Source organism: Nitrososphaera sp., assembly GCF_036397675.1.
Taxonomy (GTDB): Archaea; Thermoproteota; Nitrososphaeria; order Nitrososphaerales; family Nitrososphaeraceae; genus Nitrososphaera.
On the sequence record NZ_DASWIL010000009.1, the window covers coordinates 41,503 to 59,334 of the forward strand.

21 protein-coding genes are annotated in these 17,832 nt (G+C 52.1%); 9 read left to right on the forward strand and 12 right to left on the reverse strand.

Annotated elements, in window-relative coordinates:
- The first annotated feature begins 32 nt into the window (after positions 1-32).
- The gene (locus tag VGA14_RS01555) at positions 33-716 is read left to right on the forward strand and encodes a hypothetical protein (protein ID WP_331001983.1); all 684 of its coding nucleotides are present in this window, start codon (positions 33-35) and stop codon (positions 714-716) included.
- Here VGA14_RS01555 and VGA14_RS01560 read toward each other — a convergent pair.
- The 3 genes from VGA14_RS01560 to VGA14_RS01570 form a co-directional block, all read right to left on the reverse strand.
- A complete protein-coding gene (locus VGA14_RS01560; protein WP_331001984.1) occupies positions 708-1,811 on the reverse strand; it encodes a site-specific DNA-methyltransferase in 1,104 nt (367 codons plus the stop codon). The genes VGA14_RS01555 and VGA14_RS01560 overlap by 9 nt on opposite strands.
- A gap of 201 nt (positions 1,812-2,012) precedes the next feature.
- On the reverse strand, positions 2,013-2,612 hold the full coding sequence (locus VGA14_RS01565; RefSeq protein ID WP_331001985.1) for a proteasome subunit beta: 600 nt from the start codon (positions 2,610-2,612) through the stop codon (positions 2,013-2,015).
- 46 nt (positions 2,613-2,658) lie between these two features.
- Positions 2,659-4,269: an ATP-binding protein gene (locus VGA14_RS01570; protein WP_331001986.1), complete on the reverse strand. Its 1,611-nt coding sequence runs from the start codon at positions 4,267-4,269 to the stop codon at positions 2,659-2,661.
- A gap of 79 nt (positions 4,270-4,348) precedes the next feature.
- On the opposite strand from VGA14_RS01570, the gene VGA14_RS01575 reads away from it, so the two are divergent.
- Positions 4,349-4,528, forward strand: a complete 180-nt coding sequence (locus VGA14_RS01575) for a hypothetical protein (RefSeq protein ID WP_331001987.1) — start codon at positions 4,349-4,351, stop codon at positions 4,526-4,528.
- On the opposite strand, the gene prf1 is transcribed toward VGA14_RS01575, so the two are convergent.
- Positions 4,513-5,790: a peptide chain release factor aRF-1 gene (gene prf1 / locus VGA14_RS01580; RefSeq protein WP_331001988.1), complete on the reverse strand. Its 1,278-nt coding sequence runs from the start codon at positions 5,788-5,790 to the stop codon at positions 4,513-4,515. The genes VGA14_RS01575 and prf1 overlap by 16 nt on opposite strands.
- A gap of 238 nt (positions 5,791-6,028) precedes the next feature.
- Entirely contained in the window at positions 6,029-6,244 is a 216-nt protein-coding gene (locus VGA14_RS01585) for a hypothetical protein (protein ID WP_331001989.1), read from the reverse strand.
- A 217-nt stretch (positions 6,245-6,461) separates the two neighbouring features.
- Here VGA14_RS01585 and VGA14_RS01590 point away from each other — a divergent pair, with 217 nt between their 5' ends.
- A complete protein-coding gene (locus tag VGA14_RS01590) occupies positions 6,462-7,016 on the forward strand; it encodes a CBS domain-containing protein (RefSeq protein ID WP_331001990.1) in 555 nt (184 codons plus the stop codon).
- On the opposite strand, the gene VGA14_RS01595 is transcribed toward VGA14_RS01590, so the two are convergent.
- Positions 7,017-7,154 (reverse strand): hypothetical protein, encoded by a 138-nt coding sequence (locus VGA14_RS01595; protein WP_331001991.1) that lies wholly within the window; start codon positions 7,152-7,154, stop codon positions 7,017-7,019.
- Between the two features lie 129 nt (positions 7,155-7,283).
- On the opposite strand from VGA14_RS01595, the gene VGA14_RS01600 reads away from it, so the two are divergent.
- Positions 7,284-7,517 carry a DsbA family protein gene (locus VGA14_RS01600; RefSeq protein WP_331001992.1) on the forward strand — a complete coding sequence of 78 codons (234 nt, stop codon included), beginning with the start codon at positions 7,284-7,286 and terminating at the stop codon, positions 7,515-7,517.
- A 1-nt stretch (position 7,518) separates the two neighbouring features.
- A complete protein-coding gene (locus tag VGA14_RS01605) occupies positions 7,519-8,004 on the forward strand; it encodes a hypothetical protein (protein WP_331001993.1) in 486 nt (161 codons plus the stop codon).
- A 200-nt stretch (positions 8,005-8,204) separates the two neighbouring features.
- Here the strand turns inward: VGA14_RS01605 and VGA14_RS01610 are convergent, their stop codons facing one another.
- Both VGA14_RS01610 and VGA14_RS01615 read right to left on the reverse strand, forming a co-directional pair.
- Positions 8,205-8,921, reverse strand: coding sequence for a PP2C family protein-serine/threonine phosphatase (locus VGA14_RS01610; RefSeq protein ID WP_331001994.1), 717 nt, complete (start codon positions 8,919-8,921; stop codon positions 8,205-8,207).
- 1,045 nt (positions 8,922-9,966) lie between these two features.
- The gene (locus VGA14_RS01615; RefSeq protein WP_331001995.1) at positions 9,967-11,007 is read right to left on the reverse strand and encodes a type II glyceraldehyde-3-phosphate dehydrogenase; all 1,041 of its coding nucleotides are present in this window, start codon (positions 11,005-11,007) and stop codon (positions 9,967-9,969) included.
- 208 nt (positions 11,008-11,215) lie between these two features.
- Here VGA14_RS01615 and VGA14_RS01620 point away from each other — a divergent pair, with 208 nt between their 5' ends.
- Positions 11,216-11,821, forward strand: coding sequence for an aminodeoxychorismate/anthranilate synthase component II (locus VGA14_RS01620; RefSeq protein ID WP_331001996.1), 606 nt, complete (start codon positions 11,216-11,218; stop codon positions 11,819-11,821).
- Positions 11,818-12,888 (forward strand): anthranilate phosphoribosyltransferase, encoded by a 1,071-nt coding sequence (trpD, locus tag VGA14_RS01625; protein ID WP_331001997.1) that lies wholly within the window; start codon positions 11,818-11,820, stop codon positions 12,886-12,888. Before VGA14_RS01620 ends, trpD begins: the two co-directional genes overlap by 4 nt.
- On the opposite strand, the gene radA is transcribed toward trpD, so the two are convergent.
- The gene (radA, locus tag VGA14_RS01630; protein WP_331001998.1) at positions 12,885-13,892 is read right to left on the reverse strand and encodes a DNA repair and recombination protein RadA; all 1,008 of its coding nucleotides are present in this window, start codon (positions 13,890-13,892) and stop codon (positions 12,885-12,887) included. The genes trpD and radA overlap by 4 nt on opposite strands.
- Before the next feature lie 123 nt (positions 13,893-14,015).
- Positions 14,016-14,225: a DUF5679 domain-containing protein gene (locus VGA14_RS09620; RefSeq protein WP_331001999.1), complete on the reverse strand. Its 210-nt coding sequence runs from the start codon at positions 14,223-14,225 to the stop codon at positions 14,016-14,018.
- A gap of 408 nt (positions 14,226-14,633) precedes the next feature.
- Here VGA14_RS09620 and VGA14_RS01640 point away from each other — a divergent pair, with 408 nt between their 5' ends.
- A complete protein-coding gene (locus VGA14_RS01640) occupies positions 14,634-15,467 on the forward strand; it encodes a hypothetical protein (protein WP_331002000.1) in 834 nt (277 codons plus the stop codon).
- A gap of 4 nt (positions 15,468-15,471) precedes the next feature.
- Complete coding sequence (locus tag VGA14_RS01645) at positions 15,472-15,795, forward strand: hypothetical protein (RefSeq protein WP_331002001.1); 324 nt, start codon at positions 15,472-15,474, stop codon at positions 15,793-15,795.
- Here VGA14_RS01645 and trpA read toward each other — a convergent pair.
- Positions 15,785-16,600: a tryptophan synthase subunit alpha gene (trpA, locus tag VGA14_RS01650; protein ID WP_331002002.1), complete on the reverse strand. Its 816-nt coding sequence runs from the start codon at positions 16,598-16,600 to the stop codon at positions 15,785-15,787. The two genes, VGA14_RS01645 and trpA, sit on opposite strands and share 11 nt — an antisense overlap.
- Positions 16,587-17,798 carry a tryptophan synthase subunit beta gene (trpB, locus tag VGA14_RS01655; RefSeq protein WP_331002003.1) on the reverse strand — a complete coding sequence of 404 codons (1,212 nt, stop codon included), beginning with the start codon at positions 17,796-17,798 and terminating at the stop codon, positions 16,587-16,589. Before trpB ends, trpA begins: the two co-directional genes overlap by 14 nt.
- Positions 17,799-17,832 lie beyond the last annotated feature (34 nt).

A 17,832-nucleotide genomic window follows, 5' to 3' on the forward strand; every position in this document is an offset into this window, starting at 1 on the left:
ACCTTTGGCAATTGCTAGCTGATAGCCAGTCGTTGATACCCATACAATATGAGAGCTTCGTAAAAGAGAACTTCAAGCGGTTTATCGGTGCAAAGGGGCTATCAGACGATTCGTTACAACGTTATTTTGATGGTTGTTTCAAAGATATTGGTAGAATCGTACCCCTAGCAAAAGTTTGGATATGCCTCAAGTGTCTTGGTGCTGGCCCGAATAACTTGGCTATCGATTCAAACTACGGCTGGGGTGATAAACCGGCAAAGTGTAAAGAATGTGGAAATCATACCTATGAAGTCGGAACTTTTCAGGCTAGATCAAGCTACGTTGGCAACACATTCGAACATGCCTGCCACTATCTACTTGTTACAAAATTCCGAATCATGCTAAGAATGTCTGGAAGGCAAAGTAGATTATACGATTTACTCGTGAAAAATAATGTAGTGATAGAGACTAAAGGCGGACCGAGGTACGTCATGAATCCTGACGGTACTAAATCCAAAATTGACAGAATAGGCATGGAAAGAAGCGATACGGAAAAGAAAGCCTTTGAAAATGCAAGTAAGTGGCGCAAGCATTTTCCAAACGGTTACTTCTATATCCTCACAAACGCCATTCCCCGCCATCTCCGTGAACATCACGATGAGAAGATAACGGCCATCTACAACGTTACAAAAGAGCGAGACATGACTAAGTTTGTTGACGAAATAAAGTCACTTTGAAGCCTGTGGTAGCTGAGAAAATGCGGTTTCTATGCTAGCAACTTTTTCGTAGGTCATGAAGGTTTCTATTGGAATTGCAAGCTCGGAAGTCCTGGCAATCTTCTTTTCGATTTCTCGCTTATAGCTTCTATCGATTTCGTAACCAATTGATTTCCTTCCCCATGCCTTTGCAACTTTGCAAGTTGTTCCTGAGCCCAAAAACGGATCGAGTACTGTGTCGCCCAAATAAGTATAGAACTTGATAAGCCTTTTTGGCAGTTCCTCTGGAAAGGGTGCTGGGTGACCATCCTTAGCACCGTTCGTTGCGGGGAATGTCCAGACTGATTTGGTGTATTCGGTAAATTCCTTTGATGTCATTGTTACCGTTTTATTTGGCGATTCCAGCTTGAAGCTATCTTTTGAGAAAATTAGAATGTATTCGCCCACATCTCGAATTGTTGGGTTGGAAGGTGATTTCCAAGAGCCCCAGGCCGTTGAAATTCCAACGCTTACACCCTTATTCCAGTAAATGATCCCTCGCATTTTGAATCCAAGTGCTAGCATCCTTTCAGTTATGTGGCTATGCAATGGCACGTATGGCTGCCGCCATGTATCGGCCACATTGATCGCAATCCTTCCCCCTTTGCAGAGGACCCGTTTGCATTGCATCCAAACATTGTCTAGGAAGTCCAAGTATTCATGCAGGCTTTTCGCATCGTCATACGCGACATATTCTTTTCCCACATTATAGGGTGGAGAAGTTACAACCAATTGGACTGAGTTCTCATCCACCTCAGTCATTGTTTCACTACTCTTGAAGGATATTTTAGGTTCGTAAATAGTAGCATTGCGTAAAATACCCAGAGCTGCTAGTGTGTCATCCGCATGAACCTGCATCGTTAGTTGTTTTAGCTCTTTTTCCCATTCCCTGTGTTCCCAAGCAGAGCGATCAAAGTTTTTCTGCACGTATTCACGCTTTAGCTCTATTGCCTTCTCTAGCGATTCTGAATCTACCTTTGGACCGCAATCGGTATCGACCTTCTTCTGTCTATGGGAATCGTAGTATGAGAAGGACAAATGTTCGATGCCGTTGGCCTTTTTGATTACAATTGACAAGCTTTACCACCCGCCAATGACCAGAGCCACCTGCAAATTATGTAATATACTTCTTTAGCTGCTTTAAAAAGTAAGCTAGCCGTTCGATAACTGATCGTCGCCATCGAATAACGTCTTAACAATCTCATTATTTATTCAATCCTAAAAACTGACTGTCAGGCCAGCTATTTGCATCTCCTTAATGCCATTCAACAAGGAAATCTAGTTCAGCTTTATCGATTCTTCGCGCGTGCCGCCCCTTGTCACGAAAAGCACATCGATGCCGTCGCCTGACGCCGAGTCGCGCTGTATGGCAGACTTTATCGCCCTCACGGCAAGCTCTTTTGCCTTTGCCTCAGTCATGCCTGCCTTGTACTCGGCGTCAATGATGCCGAGGGCCAACTCTGCGCCCGTGCCTACTGCCGCATACTCGTCCGGCAGCACCGACCCCAGCGGGTCAAGCGTGTATATCTCGGGCTTGTCGTTTATGCCGCCTACGATTACCTGAGTCAAGAGCGGGAAGTATCGGCGCTCGAACATTATTACCGACATTAGTTTTGCGACGGAGTTTGGCGCGACCTCCCGCCTTGTCTCAAGCTTGCGGATCTTGGCAAGCGCCTCGACCTGCCTTACGAGCACCTGCATGTCTGCCACCATGCCCGCGCACGCAGCACCCACCTGCGATGTCACTGCAAAAGTCTTTTTGATGTTCTTGTTGACGACAAAATGGCCAAAAGACACCCTCTTTTCGGCCGCCAGAACTACGCCGTTGTCGTACGAGATGCCGACGACGGTTGCGCCCGGCATGAATTCAAACGCCATATCTACCGCTGTATCTCGCGTCCACAGTTAGATTTAGTCGTTTCTATCAGCGCTTCATCACGGAGTAGTCGTGTATCCTGATGGCCTCAGACACAAGGCGGTTCTGGAGCTCCAGCGCATCCTTGCCCTCGGGGTGCTTGGCGCTTGCTATCGACTCTGCGACCATGTTTATGATGTGCCTGAGGAGGAACTCATCGCCTCTTGCGGACTCTGCCTTGTAAGTCGAGTTCGCCTTGTTGACAAACACGACGCTCTCGTTGGTAAAGCTGTAACGCGAGTCGGACTCATCCTCGTACGGGATGACCTTGAAGCCAACTCTCCTGAGCGCAAACGTCTTTTTTAATATCGGCCTCCTCACTTTCTTTGTCCTGATGACCGTGCCGTCGGCCTGCTTTTCATCAACCACGTTTACTATCTCGCCGTCAACTGCAGTCGCCTCCTCAACAGCGACAGACCTATACGACTGGGGCTCGTGGCGCGCAAGTCCTGGCTTTGACATGCCGCCGCTTCCAGGCCCAAGCGGTTTTACTTCCTCGTATTCCTGCACCTGTGCACTTGACTTTGTTCCCCTTTCTTCCTTGCCGGTGGTTCTGACGACTTCCTTTACGTCAACCATCTCGTAGCCCTGTACTTCCTCCTGCGCCTCGAGAGTGTCTATCATTGCCTGTCCGAGCACCTTGTCTATCTCGCGGTAAATCTTGGACTCTTCCCTCGTGATGAGGACATCCTCGTATTCCGAGAGGCCCGGAATGACCGTATCGATGACAAACGTCTTCATGGCCTGGTTGAACTTGACGTACTCTTCGTTCTCGATGAGCGCGGACTTGTCGGCAAACCTGGAGGTGAGCGCGTCGCACCGGACGTATCCGGTCACCCGGGCCAGTTTCGTGTCAAAGCCAAAGTTGCTGCGCGTCACGATGTGGTTTCCCACCATGACGGCTATCCCGCGCTCCTCGTCGGAAAGCGGCCTTCTTGCTATCGTGATTTCCCCCGTTATCTTGCCGCCTTCTAGGCTGACAGGTATCTTGTGGCCCTGTATGTCCGGAGCGGTTATTTTCTGCGAGCCAGACAGGTCCCATTCCTTGAAGCGGTCCGCAGTCTTGATGAATACTTCAAACACCGGCTGCCTCAAAATGGCAAGTTTGCGGATTTCTTTGAGCAGCCTGAACATGTCGGCCTCTGCCTTGGAGCCGGACATCACAAGCTCGGTGCCATCGCGCTTGAGTGCCGGGGCCTTTAATTCGCCAAGCGCGGCGTTGCCGGTGAACAGCCTGTCAAGCGCAACGCCGTCGATCATGAACTCCTTGTGAAAGTTTCCATGTTTTGTCTTTATCTTCATGCTTTCAAACGAGGTGAGGAACGATAGCCTGCCGGTCCCGTACCTTCCAGTCCTTATCCTCTTTAGCTTTGGCGAAATGGACTCGACCTTCTTGTGAGGCGAGCCTAAAAGCAGAAACTTCTCAACGCTTTTCTGGTCCATGCCCGCGTCGTCCTCTATGGCAACCGAGCCGCCCTTTAGAACCGTTACTAGGACCTTCGTGGCGTCCTCGTCAAAGGCGTTTTCCACAAGCTCCTTGACTATTTCCGTGGGAGAGACCCATGTCTTTGTTGCGAATTCCTTGAAAAACGATGGGTGAACCTTAAGCTGAGTGGCCATTTTCTTGTTGAGGTGTATCTGCCTGCCTTTATTTATTACTTGTCAAGAATTTTTTGACCAATTTGTCAGTGAGATGCCGGTGGTAGCCGCAAGCCAGAAATCTGATGGCTGCCAAGAAACTGCCATGAAGTGTAGTTGCGGCAAGGACACCAAGTCGTTTGAGGCCTGCTCGCTCCTTGGCTGCAACACCGTTACCGTGTGCACCGGTTGCTCTAAGGAAATTGCCGGCTGCTCCTGCGAGCCTCAAGAAGGCTTGTAGCGTAGTATCGCGCCCACCCTGCCAAGCGAGACAAGCTGCGCGCCTTCTTCCATCTGCGCCGAGACTATTTCAAGGCGCGTGCCTGTCATGGTGGCGAGTTCCTGCATATAGTCGACAATGTCCTTTTCAGCAACCTCAAAGTCAGTGGCTTTGCACTTGGGACAGGGCTTTGACGTGACATCCTGCTTTGTCTCCACGAGCGCCGATCTATCAACTATTTTTTCCTGGACATTGCCGCAGGACTTGCACGTAAAATCCAGCTTGACGTGCGAGATGTCGCTTGCGACAAGCACCAGATCGGCGATGCCGCCTTTCATCATTTTTATCACGTCAAATATGCCATAGATGCCAAGGTTCCTTCCTGAATGCACCTCGCTCATGAACTTTTTCACTAGCTGCTTTTCTTCCATGACGCGGAACTCCGCCAGGATGCCCTCCTTTTGCGCCTTGTCGATTATCTCGCGTACACCCTCGTCGCCAGAGTAAGAGGTGTCAAGCGTGACCAGGATGTTGTTCTGCAGCCGGTAGTCGAGGTATTCTTCTTTCAAGAAATTTTCCTTGGTGGGACCGGGGCCGCCGACGATCAATCCCTTAACGGTGTACTGGTCTATGAAAACGGCCTTGGCGTGGTGTGCCACCCTGTGATAAAACTCGTTCAGCTCGTTCTCCCGGAGGCGCTCAAAACGACGCGCGGACTGGCCACCCTGCCGATGCTTGCCCGAGACTCCTGATGTTAGGGTGTCTATTGTCTCCCACCTGTCGCCTGTCAATATGCCCAGGCCGGCCTCAGTCGTATCGATGGCAAGAATGCCTATCACTTTATCATCCTTTAGCATGTCCTTCAGGTGGTCTGTCCAGAAATGGTCGTCGCACCTGTACAGGCTTATTTGGACAGGCTTCGGGGGTGTGACCGAAAACAGCTCTATCTTTTCCTTGCCTATGCCCTTGTCGTTTGGGATTGCGCCGCAGAATATTACAAGGCCGTTGTCCGGCGTTTCTTTGAAAAGTTTCAGGTGCTCCATTGTTCTACTCAGGGCATCCTGCACGTGGGTCCTCGTCAGGTCAGACTTGATGTTCGAAGCGGTGCCTGCCTCGTTGCGTAGCTGGCCTATCACGTCAAATATCGGCCTCCTTGGCGGTACGTATACCGTCACAAGCTCGGTTCCGTGGCCCGATATGTTGGACAGCTCGTTTATCATCTTGGTAAGCTTGTAGCGCTTTACCGAGTCCCACTTGCTGCCGTCGTCGTTTCCGCCGCCCATGAGTACCTACAAAACGCCGCAAGCAGATAATATAAAACTACGCGATTCGGGCCCTAGCGGAAGTTGTTTTCCGACTTGAACCGGGCAACCATCCCTGGGACCTCCCTGTAAAGCCACGAGCAGACCCTTACACACTCGTCAGCCTCTATCATTACGTAATTCTCTATTTTCTGCGTATTTTTTCTTGGCATACCGGGTCGGAACGACGCTGCCGTCGTGCGCCTTGCCAGTTATACTGTCAAGACCTGAACCTTAATTCGCCGCCGTTCATCACCACGTCAAATGGCCGCAGGTCGATGAAAGGCTTGTCGAGTACGTCTATGTTCGGGAGGCCGTTTGTCCTGCAGCGGTCAAGCAGGAACTTGTGTTCGAACCTAAGGTTGTACCCTACCGGCACGAACGTGAACGGGTAAGGTTCGGTGATTTTTGACTCGGCCAGGAATTTCAGAAGCACATCTTTTTCGTCTGATTCCCCTTCTTGGCAGCGGTTTCTCTGTCTATCTCCCTGAACTGTATGGTGATTATCTTGTCATTGGCAGGATCGAACCCCTTGGTCTCCAGGTCGAGGTAAAAGTTCCCCCTCCGCCGGTAAAGGGCCAGGACGCCTACTTGTGGTTATACCGCCCTTCTTTCGCAAGCCTATTTAACTTCTGGATGCAAATGGAACATGCTTGCTGCCACGACTCGAGTACATCAAGCAGGCCCGTGTAAGGCTTGGCGTAACCCAGCGCAAGCTGGCCTCTCTCACTGGCGTGAGCACGTCGATGATAAACCAGATAGAGTCGGGCAGGTGCAAGCCCAGCTACGATACGGCGCGCAGGATCTTTGAAGTGCTCGGGTCGCTGGAAGGCAGGACGTCGATGAAGGCCGGCGACATCTGCAGCCGCCACCTGATATACGTGCAAAAAGACGAGCGGCTGTTCAAGGCGATAGAGCTGATGCGCAAGAATTACATCAGCCAGATACCCGTGTTTGACGCGTCGAAGGTCGTCGGCATACTCACCGAGGACGGCGTTGCCAAGATAATGATGGAAAAGGCCGAGGGTGAGCTGAAGGACGTTAGGGTGGCGCAGGTGATGGAGTCGCCCCCGCCTCAAGTCGATGTTTCCACGCCGGCAAAGGCCCTCGTGCCACTCGTACGGTTTACAAGGTGCATACTGGTAAGCGAGAAGGCAAACGTCATAGGAATAGTGACTATAACGGACACGCTGAAAATGGTAGAGTAGCTAGTCGTGCAGTTTTTCTAGCCCGCAGGCGCAATCTGCGATCTTTATGCACTCGCCGCACAGGCTCACCTCGGCCCCTACAGGGAGGGTCGTGCCGCATAGGGCACACTCTTTGCGTGACTGCAGTTTGGAGCTCAAACATGGCTGAATTGCCTTTTGCAGTATTTGAATCATTCTGACGGAGTTCAAGGGTTCTCTATCCGTTGCGCAGAAGGGTTTTAAGCGGTTTTGGCCCCCAGAATGAAAGGATTGGGTGGCGTAGACAACATGAAAGACTTTGAGTCACAAGTCGGCCTTGCTAGGGAACAGTTCAATGCCTGCCTCGACAGCAAGAAGTACGAGCAGTACGTTCAGGCAGACCTTGACCTTGCGCTCTCGTTAGGGTTCCTGGGGACCCCGCCGTTTATAATCATGAGAAGCGTCGGCTCTGACATCGAAGCGGTAGTTGGGGCGCAGCCCTACACCTCGTTCAAGAGCGTGATAAATAAAAAGCTGGCGTAAAATGGCGAGCATGATACCGTTCAAGATGGTTTTTGCAAACAGGGCGTACGTCGCCCTTGCTACCGCCATCGCTGCAGGATTCTGGACGCTTTTCAACGTGCTTGACCAGCTGCTGTTCTTTTCGCCGGTGCTTGCGTTCTACATACCCGGCGATGCCGCATTGGGCTTTGCTCTTTCAATCATCACCTCAATCACCCTTGGCGTCGTAATCAGCATGAACGTCTATGTATTCAAGAATTCAAAAGTAAAACTGGGCGCGTCGCTATTTTCAGGATCCACGCTGAGCGTAGTCTCGAGCGCATGCGCCGGGTGCACGTCGGCAAGTTTCTTTCTTGTCACAACTTTCGGTGTTGCCGGTGCCGCGGCAACAAGCATCTTCGCGCAGTACCAGATCCCGCTCAGGCTGGTGGGCATCGCGCTTCTTGCATGGGCTTACTATTCTGTTAACAAGAGGCTCAATCAAGCCTGCACCCTAAAACTAGAATGAAAACTGCACGACATTGTACACGCCGTGGTAATACTCCGCGTCCACGTTCTCATAACTACCAGTCAGTCAAGCGGGTCCTATCACTGCCAAGGTCTGCGTACATGCAGGGCAGGGCCTGCGTTTACTTGAACTCTTCACTTCAGTAATCCAAGGTCTGCTTGTTCAGCAAAAGCAGTGATTATGCGAGAACCTGACTACATCTAATGTCTGTATACCACGGCACTTACGTTGTCTCCTGTTTGTCTTCGAAGAGCATCGTCAACAAGTTCTTGAGCCTCGGCACCTTCCAAGACAAGCTTAGTCAGCCTCCTTAGGTCCTCGTCGGTACTACTGTGAGCCGGGTCTAACAAACCGTCTGACGCCACAATTAGTACATCTCCATCATGGATTGCAAAATCATAGATGTCCGGATACCTTTGCAAAACATCTCCCATAGCGTGGCAACCAATATCCCTTGTCATCTGAAGCCCCATTCTTGTAGATGGACTATACAAGTAACCGTCTGAGAACAATCCGCCTCTCTGCTCGGCGGCCTTTCTTTCCTCTTCGTTGGACCTGGCATTATGTTCTGGGGATATATGGAATTTACCATCCTTCCTAGCAACTATTACCGGAGAATCGCCTATTATTCCAATATGCAATTTGTCCTGGCCATCAGGAATATACACAACAGAAAGAGTCGTTCCACTTTCGTAATGAGCGAAAGTCTTTTTGCTTAACTCAAGAGTTGAATCGTTCAGATATTGAAATGCCGTCTTTAATGCATCATTCAAATTATTATTATCCGCCACCATCCTGTCGAAAAGGCCGTCTGATAGCTGCTGTGCGACGTAGGAGGAAGTTTCGTCTCCCCCATGGCCATCAGCTACCGCCAGCAAGATTCCGGAAAGATTAGTCGCGTCAACGCGCCTTATCACTATTCTATCCTCTTGAGATGGTCTTGGACCCTTATGCGTTGCAGAGGAAATTCGTGGGCGGATAATCAACTTACTTGGCCAGTAATTTCTTAAGCGTTGCTGCTTCAAGGCAATTCTCGCCACCCAGACAGCGATAATGGCTCCTAGGGATAACATAATTAGCTATTATGTTACTGACCACGGCCGGGTGAACTCGACTTGGGGCTCAAGATTACCACATTTTGTGCATAGCCATACGTCGATCGAATAATAAACGCGGAGCTTTTCATCAGGTTCATCGCTCAGAATGCGTATTCCCGCTGCGTCAGGTATGCGTACAGGGATATCGAGGCGCCCTCCGCATACAGCGCAAGTGGGATATTCCACAACTTCCAATGAGGGAAATCTAGAAGGACCATTTACTTAAGATATTTGGATTACCGAAGGGATTGGTTAACATACTCGCTTATTATGCTAGACCTGCAAGAACCGTTTAGCAAAAGTAGTGATTTTGTAGCATGTCAACTTGGACTACTGCCAGGGTAGCTGAAAAATGTTCCATACGTAACCCCTAGAATCGCGCTCCGGTTCCTTATTAGCTAAAAATATGGTGTAATCTTGACATACTTCCCGTTAATCTTTACCTATGCCTCACGCTTGATACTCACAACCATCTGGAAATTATTCGTCGTAATGACAATCTTCACCGTAGGTATGGTCATAAACATCATGCTGGACGTCTTCTTTTTCGTTCCATATACCAAGTATATCGGCTTCGGTTGTATCATCGTAGCCATGGCGGTCCTGTTAATCCTAGTAGTCAAAATGAGGAGATTCTTCCGTGGAGACCTTAGCGGTTCACCTGGCTTCGAGAAGACTTGGAGGAGTTATCCAAAGTCATGAAAATGTCTATTCTTTTTCTTTTTTCCTCATTCGGCCGCGGACATATGACTAACATATTCACATATCATGCTAGGCATATGTGGATCATTTAGCAATAGTACTGATTATGCGGGATGAAATCCCGTTTCAAATTCCGCTGGCCCCATTTCCAGTAAGTTTATGCTCATTTGAACTCTTCTTCCAGGATCTTGCGCTTTTTGCTCATCTGGAAGAGGCTATCGGTCCTCCGCAGCGCCTCGTCCCTTGGTCTCTTGAAGACCATCGACTGTATGAGTAGGTGGTTTTCAGGTATAACCATCCCAGTCTGGTCGTCAGAGTAGCCCAGTTTCACAATGTCGTCCTGCACGCGCAAAATATCTTCATGCACGTGCACCATGTTGGTGTCGCCATGCGCAAACCCAAGCTCGATGGCCTTCTTGCGCACGTCGCCCGTGCCCTTTGCAGAATTCAAAATGGCGACGCCAAACTCCTTCCTGTAGCACTCCATTATCTCATCTTTTGTCGGCGCTATGTCAAAGCGTACCGTCATGTGGTGCAGGTGCATCATCCGAGAAGGCACCTTGAACGCGTCCACATACAGGTTGGCGTCAGGGATAAAGTCCTTAACATCGTCTTGGTGGTGCGGGTGCGGGTCCCACTCGATGGAATCCTTGACCGGTTTTGTGTCCTCTAGGTCCGCCCACCTGCGAATGAGCGATACGTCGTAACGCTTTATCCTGTGTCCAAACTTTTCAATGAGCGGCTGCATTATCCTGCCCATGCCCGAAACGTTGCAGCTGCCCTGTATCACGTAGGTCCTGCCTGCCGCCTTTGAATAATTGACGCGCGAGTTGTGTATCATGTCTGCCACCGCCCGCTCGCCGCGCCTGTCCTCTCCGCCCTGAAATATGGCAGGCTTGTTCATGGGCTCGTAGAGCGCCTTCTTATTTACAAAGCCCCCGCCTTCTTTGGCGGCGTCCACCACCAGGTCACACGCCTTCACGGCGTCTCTGACCGTGCCCATGATGTCGTATCCCTTCTGCTTGAACGCGGCAAGCATGTCTTCAGGTACGTAGACGCCGTACCTGTTCTCCAGCGCCTCCTTTACCTTCTCGTCTGCAGTGTATTTTGCAACTCCTACGAACTGAATCTCCTTGTCGACGGACAGCGCTGACGCAAGGCGCCGGCCTATGCTCCCGTAGCCATTTATGAAAACCCGGACCAAAGCCAATAGCTCCTTTGAGGTCGAGCAGACATCATAGCCCATGTGTTATATATCTTCGTAAATCCGGAACCAGAGGAATTGTGCAGATCGTCAGAGCGCACTAGCTTTAAATACAAACAACGCGCTTTTGATTTTGGGGACATGCAAAGAGGCGGTCGCTTTTGGCAACAGCCGGCACGTAGCTGACTCTCCACCGAAGGTAAGGGTTTTGGCGAAAAAGAAAAAGATCCTCGTGATCGACAACTATGACTCATTTGTATACAACATAGCCCAGCTATTGGGCGAGATGGACATCGAGCCGGTAGTTGTCAGAAACGACAAGGTAACGCTTGAGCAGATAAGAAAGATGAAGCCCGACGGCATCGTGATATCGCCCGGGCCGGGACACCCTGCAGATCGCAAGTACTTTGGCGTGTGCACCGACGTCATACAGAAGCTGGGTCCCAAGATTCCGATACTTGGAGTCTGCCTTGGGCACCAGGGCATCGTCCATGCCTTCGGAGGCAAGGTGGTAAACGCGGGCAAGGTCAGGCACGGCAAGACCAGCGTGATTGAATACAAGGCCGGCAAAGACAGGCTGTTTGCGGACGTGAGCAATCCGTTTCGGGCGACGCGCTACCACTCTCTTGTCGCAGACAAGGACACAATCCCCGACTGCCTCGAAGTGACTGCGACCGCAACCGACGACGGCGAGATAATGGGTGTCAGGCACAAGGAATACCCGATAGAAGGCGTTCAGTTCCACCCTGAATCCATACTTACAGGCGAGGGGCGCAAGATCCTTGCCAACTTTATGTCGCTGGTGAAAAAATGATCGACTCGCCGCCAGACCTGCGTGCCGTCATACGCAGGCTGGTCGCAAGGTCCGACCTGTCAGAAACAGAAATGGCAAATGCGCTTGACGCCATTCTGGGCGGAAAGGCCCCCGAAGCGGCAGTCGGGGCGTTTCTGGTTGCACTTGCCATGAAGGGCGAGACTCTGGCAGAAATAAAGTCAATACTTCAGTCGGTAAGAAGCCGTGCAACTAGGATAACGCCGCAAGTATCAGGTCCGCTCGTTGACACATGCGGGACCGGCGGCGACTCTATCAGAACGTTTAACGTCAGCACCGCCGCTGCTGTAATCGCTGCAGCCGGGGGTGCAAATGTGGCCAAGCACGGCAACAGGTCCGTGTCTGGCCTGTGCGGGAGCGCGGACTTTCTAGAGTACGTCGGCCTTGACCTCAGCGCGTCACCAGAGAAGGTTCAGAAATGCATCGAAAGCACGGGCATCGGGTTCCTCTTTGCGCCTGCTTTTCACCCTGCCATGAAAAACGTCGCGGCGGCAAGAAAGGCAATCGGCATAAGGACTGTTTTCAACTTGGTGGGGCCCCTGAGCAACCCCTGCACCAACATCGGGGGCCAGGTCATCGGGGTGTTTGAGCCTTCGCTTATGGAGACGCTTGCCAAGGTGTGCGCTGGCTCCGTCAATGAAGCAATAATCGCGCACGCCGCAGATGGCTTTGACGAGCTATCAAATACGTGCGAAAACGACATAATCTGGGTGACAGGAAACAAGGTAAAGCGCCTGCGCCTGAACCCGAAGGTACTTGGCATGCAGCCCGCAAGGGTCGAACAGCTGGTGGTGAACAGCCGCGACGACTCGATAAAAAGCACGCTTCAAGTCATTTACGGCGAGGCGCCCAGGGAAAAAGAGGACATGGCAGTCATCAACGCGGCCGCCGCGCTTGCAGTAGGCAAGGTTGCGCCAGACCTCAAGGATGGTGTGGCATTGGCACGGCAGGCCATAAAGGACGGAAGGGCGAAAGAAAAGTTGGCGCAGCTTATCAAGAGCTGCGGCGACTTGGAAAAACTGGCGCAGGCAGAAAAAACATTCCTCTAGTCTTCTGACTTTTTCTTCTTTGCCGACTCCTCTATGTCGTCTATGCCCCGCTCGTTTACGGTGAACCTGGCGTCCGAGTAGGGGTGGTACGGCGAGTCTATCATCTTGGCGACGCGGTCGTTGCCCGCCTTTCTCAGGTATATCCTATATGTAGAGGCGTGACCTATGACGTGGCCGCCTGCCGGCTTGGTCGGATCGCCAAAGAACGTGTCTGGTGTGGACTGGACCTGGTTTGTGACGATTACTGCTACGTTGTATATCTCGGCGATTCTCACAAGCTTGTGCATGATGCCGTTTAGGCGCTGCTGTCTGTCTGCAAGCGTCCCGCGGCCGGCAAACTCTGCCCTGTGCAGTGAGATGATGCTGTCGATTATTATCATCTTGGCCTTGAAGTCGTCGATGTATTTACCCATTGACTTGATTATCAGCTCCAAGTGGCTCGAGTTGTAGGCCTTGCATATGGCGATGCGTTTGAGGGTTTCTTCAGAGTCGAGGCCCCTTGCCCTTGATATCTGGTCAACCCTCTCAGGCCTGAACGTGCCCTCTGTGTCTATGAATATGACGCCGCCGCCAAGACCTGCTTGATCCGGCGGTTGCTGCGCGGTCACGCACAGCGTATGGCATATCTGGGACTTACCGGAGCCAAACTCGCCGTAAAACTCGGTTATTGCCTGAGTCTCGATGCCGCCAAGCAAGAGCTCGTCGAGCACCTTGGCGCCGGTGGTGCAACGCAAAAGCGACTTTCTCTTTTCCAGCTCCACGTCTGCGGTGGTGAACTCGTTGTCCAAGACGCCTGATTCGCGGAGCAGTTTTTGCGCGGCCATGATAAAGTTGGTCGCAGCATCTTTCGACCCGCCAAGGTCGGCCGCAAGCTCGTCCGCGACGGTCGTTGCCAGCTCCATGACGGAGCTTATGCCGGCTTCCCTCATCTTGCGCGCAGTCGTAGGACCCACACCTTCGAGGTCCTCTATTTCCAGCTCTGTGGCGTTCTTGGATTCAGTCATTTCTGCTGATAAGCAATCGCTGCGAGTATTTAACGCCTAGCGCATCGTGGGGGGAGGGGGGTACTACAAAAACATAGAAAAAACGTCCGGGAGTCTTGTTCTCCCGGACAATCCTAGGTTAGCTTACTTTTTCTTCTTTCCTTTTACCTTCTTCGCGGCCTTCTTGGGCTTTGCTTTGGGCTTTGCTTTGGCTTTGATCTTGCCGCCTCCGCCGCCACCGATCTTGAACATCTTGGTCCCGCAGACCGTGCAAGTTCCGGTGGTCGCGTTACGTCCGTTCTTCATGATTACCTGCTTTTCTCCCGCCATCTCTCTAGGTGCTTTGCACTTCACACAGTATCCTTGTGTTGCCAACGTGCTTGGGTCAAGCACGCTTGGATATAAGAATAGCTCCAAAAAGGCCGATTTTCAAGCTTTTGGCCTGAAAAAAGGTGTAAAGTTGGCTAAAAAATGCCGCCCAAATGAAATAATCTACATCCGCCAAGGTAAGGAGGGTCGATCTTGATGAAAAAATGGCCTGAAAGCTTGTCCCGCCGCATGTTGCTGGTGGAATCCGCCAAACCGTACTGCTCGGATATGTCCAGAAATCGGCGTACGTGACGAAGGAAAAGCAATCCTGTACATCTGGTTTTCGTATCAGGCATGCGAGTCAACTGGCGCTTTTCAGATAAGCACGAATATGTTCGTGCAGCTCTCTCACTGGTATATTTTTATAACAAGCCGGACGGTATTTCCGGCAGTTTGTCAGAAGGCTCAGAACTAGGATCGATGGGATGGGAAGAGCTTGTCGCGCTAAAGCGCAAGCACGCGTCCGAGCTGAAAGAATCTACGGACAAGATAGTCGACATCGACAGGAGCCAGCTGCATGCCATTACGAGCGGAATAAAGGAGCACAAGTTGGCGTGTGATTCTGCGGCTGAAAGGCTTAGGCAGGCCCGTTCAGAAATTGACGGACACAACGCGAGCCTGCTTGCAGTCAGCGAAAAGATGTCAAAGTCAAAGAACTTCTTGAGCGTTATGGAGGCGCGCCTGCCAAAAGAAAGCGAGGAGGGGCTGCACGCAGTCATCGCCAAGAACCAGGCATTCATCGACGGCAAGAAGTTCAGCGGAGAGCGCGAGAAGGGCGAGATCCTTTCAAGGATAAAAGACGCCTCGATGAAAATAGAAGCCGTCAAGGCCACCCGCACGATACGCGAGCAGTATCTAACGCTTGCAGAGGAGTCCGCTAGAATAGGCGACTCCGTCAAGGTGCTCAATGAAGAATGTGACGCCCTGCGCGCCAAGATTGCACAAGAAAACGGCGCGCTTGACGAACTCTACGATAGCAAGCGCGCGCTTATGGCCGAGCGCGAGAAACTCTTGTCCACATACGGCAACATCGCGAAGCGCTTTGAAGCGATAAACGCGCGCCTTGACGAGATGTCTGCCATGAGGAAAAAGCAGCGCGAGGAGTACGGCTACAACCTCTCAAGCGACGCGCTTTTCAAGGTCAAGGAAAACGCGAGGAAGAAACTTGAATCCGGCTCCAAGCTCAGTTTTGAGGAGCTGAAACTGCTTTACAGCGAAAAGGACTAGCGCGATGGCAATCAACAACTTTGCCCTTGCCTGCGCCATAGATGGGTCGCCGGCATATTTCACCTACGAAAAAGAGACCATGCTGATAATCCAGTCCGCGCAGGACGCAAAGTCAGGCACCAACAGTTTCGAGTACATCGAGCCTTTCATCGGGGCGCTCGTATCGCACGAGGCCATACACGTCGCGATAAAGCAACTGGAAGGCAATGATCCTTCCGAGTCGCTTGACAACATCGAAGTCATTGTAGAGCATGACGGTAAGCGCTTCCAGGTCACGCTCAACAACATACTTTTCGCAAAGGACGAGTCCGGCCTGGTTATGCCCTAGAACGCAAGGCCCTTTTCAGCGAGGACGCAAATGACTTTAGATCTGCAGTCATCATGCCTTTTGGGCCGGACATCCTGTCGACTATGGCGCTTCCTACAATCACCGCGTCAGCTCCGGCGCTCGCCATGAACCTTGCGTGCTCGGGCTTGCTGATGCCAAAGCCCACGCCCACAGGTATCCTGCCTGAAGCGGCCCGCTTGGCCCGCTTGACCGCTTCAACCGTATAGTTTTCAAAATGTTTGCGGGTGCCAGTGATGCCGTAGACTGAAACGAGGTACATGAAACCGGACGAGTTTTCCGCTATTTCTTCCAGCCTCCGCTCCGAGGTATTCGGAGAGGCTAGGAACACCGTCGCAAGGTTCCTTTCCCTAGCGCTTTTAATGTACTCGCCTGCCTCTTCCACCGGCATGTCGGGCAGGATGAAGCCGTCGATGCCGGCCGCCTTGGCCTTGTCCATGAACTTGCCGACCCCCGCGTGGACAAGGATGTTTGCGTAGGTCATGACTAGCAGCGGAAGGTCCGGATGCTTCTTGCGGATGCTTTTTGCTATTGCAAGCGCCTTGTCCGGCGTTGCGCCCCTCTCAAGTGCCGTGTGCGACGCCTGCTGTATCGTGGGTCCGTCGGCAATCGGGTCTGAAAACGGTATCCCAAGCTCGATGATATCCGCGCCTCCTGCGACAAGCGCGTCCACCGCCTTTTCAGTCGCCTTCAAACCAGGGTAGCCTGTAACAACGTAGCAGGCAAGCGCCCGCTCGCCCTTGGCCGCAAGGGCGGAAAAACGCGCGCCTATCCTATTTCCTTGCATTTTTGGGGCCCTGCTTGTTAAGATAATCATGGACCACGGTGACGTCCTTGTCGCCCCTTCCAGACAATGTTACCACGATAATTTCGTCCTTGTCCATCTCTTTTGCGATCTTTGTTGTATGCGCTACTGCGTGTGCCGACTCGAGCGCCGGTATTATCCCCTCAAGTCTAGAGAGCGTCATGAACGCGTCCACCGCCTCGTCGTCGGTGCACGCCGCATAAGTGGCCCTGCCCGCGTCTTTTAGCATCGAGTGCTCGGGGCCCACTCCGGGGTAGTCAAGGCCTGCAGCGATGCTGTGCGTGTCAACCACCTGGCCGCGCTTATCCTGCAAAAGGTACGTGAACATCCCGTGTAGTACGCCTTCGGTGCCGGCGCAAAGCGTTGCCGAGTGCTTGCCGGATTTCAGCCCCTCGCCGCCCGCCTCTACACCGTACAGCTTGACATCAGAGTTGTCTACGAACGGGTAAAAGGAGCCCATCGCGTTGCTGCCGCCGCCCACGCATGCGACGATTGCGGAAGGAAGCCGGCCGTAGTCCTGCTGCATCTGCTGGCGCACCTCCCTTCCAATAACGCTCTGAAAGTCGCGGACCATCATCGGGTAGGGGTGCGGCCCGACGACCGAGCCTATAAGGTAGTAAGTGTCATGGACGTTTGAAATCCAGTCTCTGATCGCTTCGTTTATGGCGTCCTTGAGGGTTTTGCTCCCCGAATCGACCGAATGGACCTTGGCGCCGAGCAGCTCCATCCTAAATACATTCAGCTTTTGGCGCTCGACGTCCTTTGAGCCCATGTAGACTTCTGTAGGGAGCCCGAGCATCGCGCACGCGATTGCGGTTCCGACCCCATGCTGGCCCGCGCCCGTCTCCGCTATTACCCTCTTCTTGCCCATCCTTTTTGCAAGCAGCGCCTGCCCAAGCGTATTGTTTGTCTTGTGCGCCCCGCCGTGCAGCAGGTCTTCGCGCTTTAAGAGTATCTTCGCCCCACCTGCGTGCTCTGTGAGGTTCTTTGCAAAATACAATGGCGTGGGCCTGCCGGCGTACTTGGTCAGGTAGTAATGCAGTTCCTGCTGGAACTCGGGATCGTTCTTAAACTTTTCATACGCCGCCTCAAGCTCGCTTACGGCCGCCGCGAGCGTTTCTGGTATGTACTTGCCGCCGTACCTGCCGAACTTGCCCTGAACGGGATAACTGCCAAGCATTAGCAAGTCCGGTATCGCCCAAGGGTTATTAATA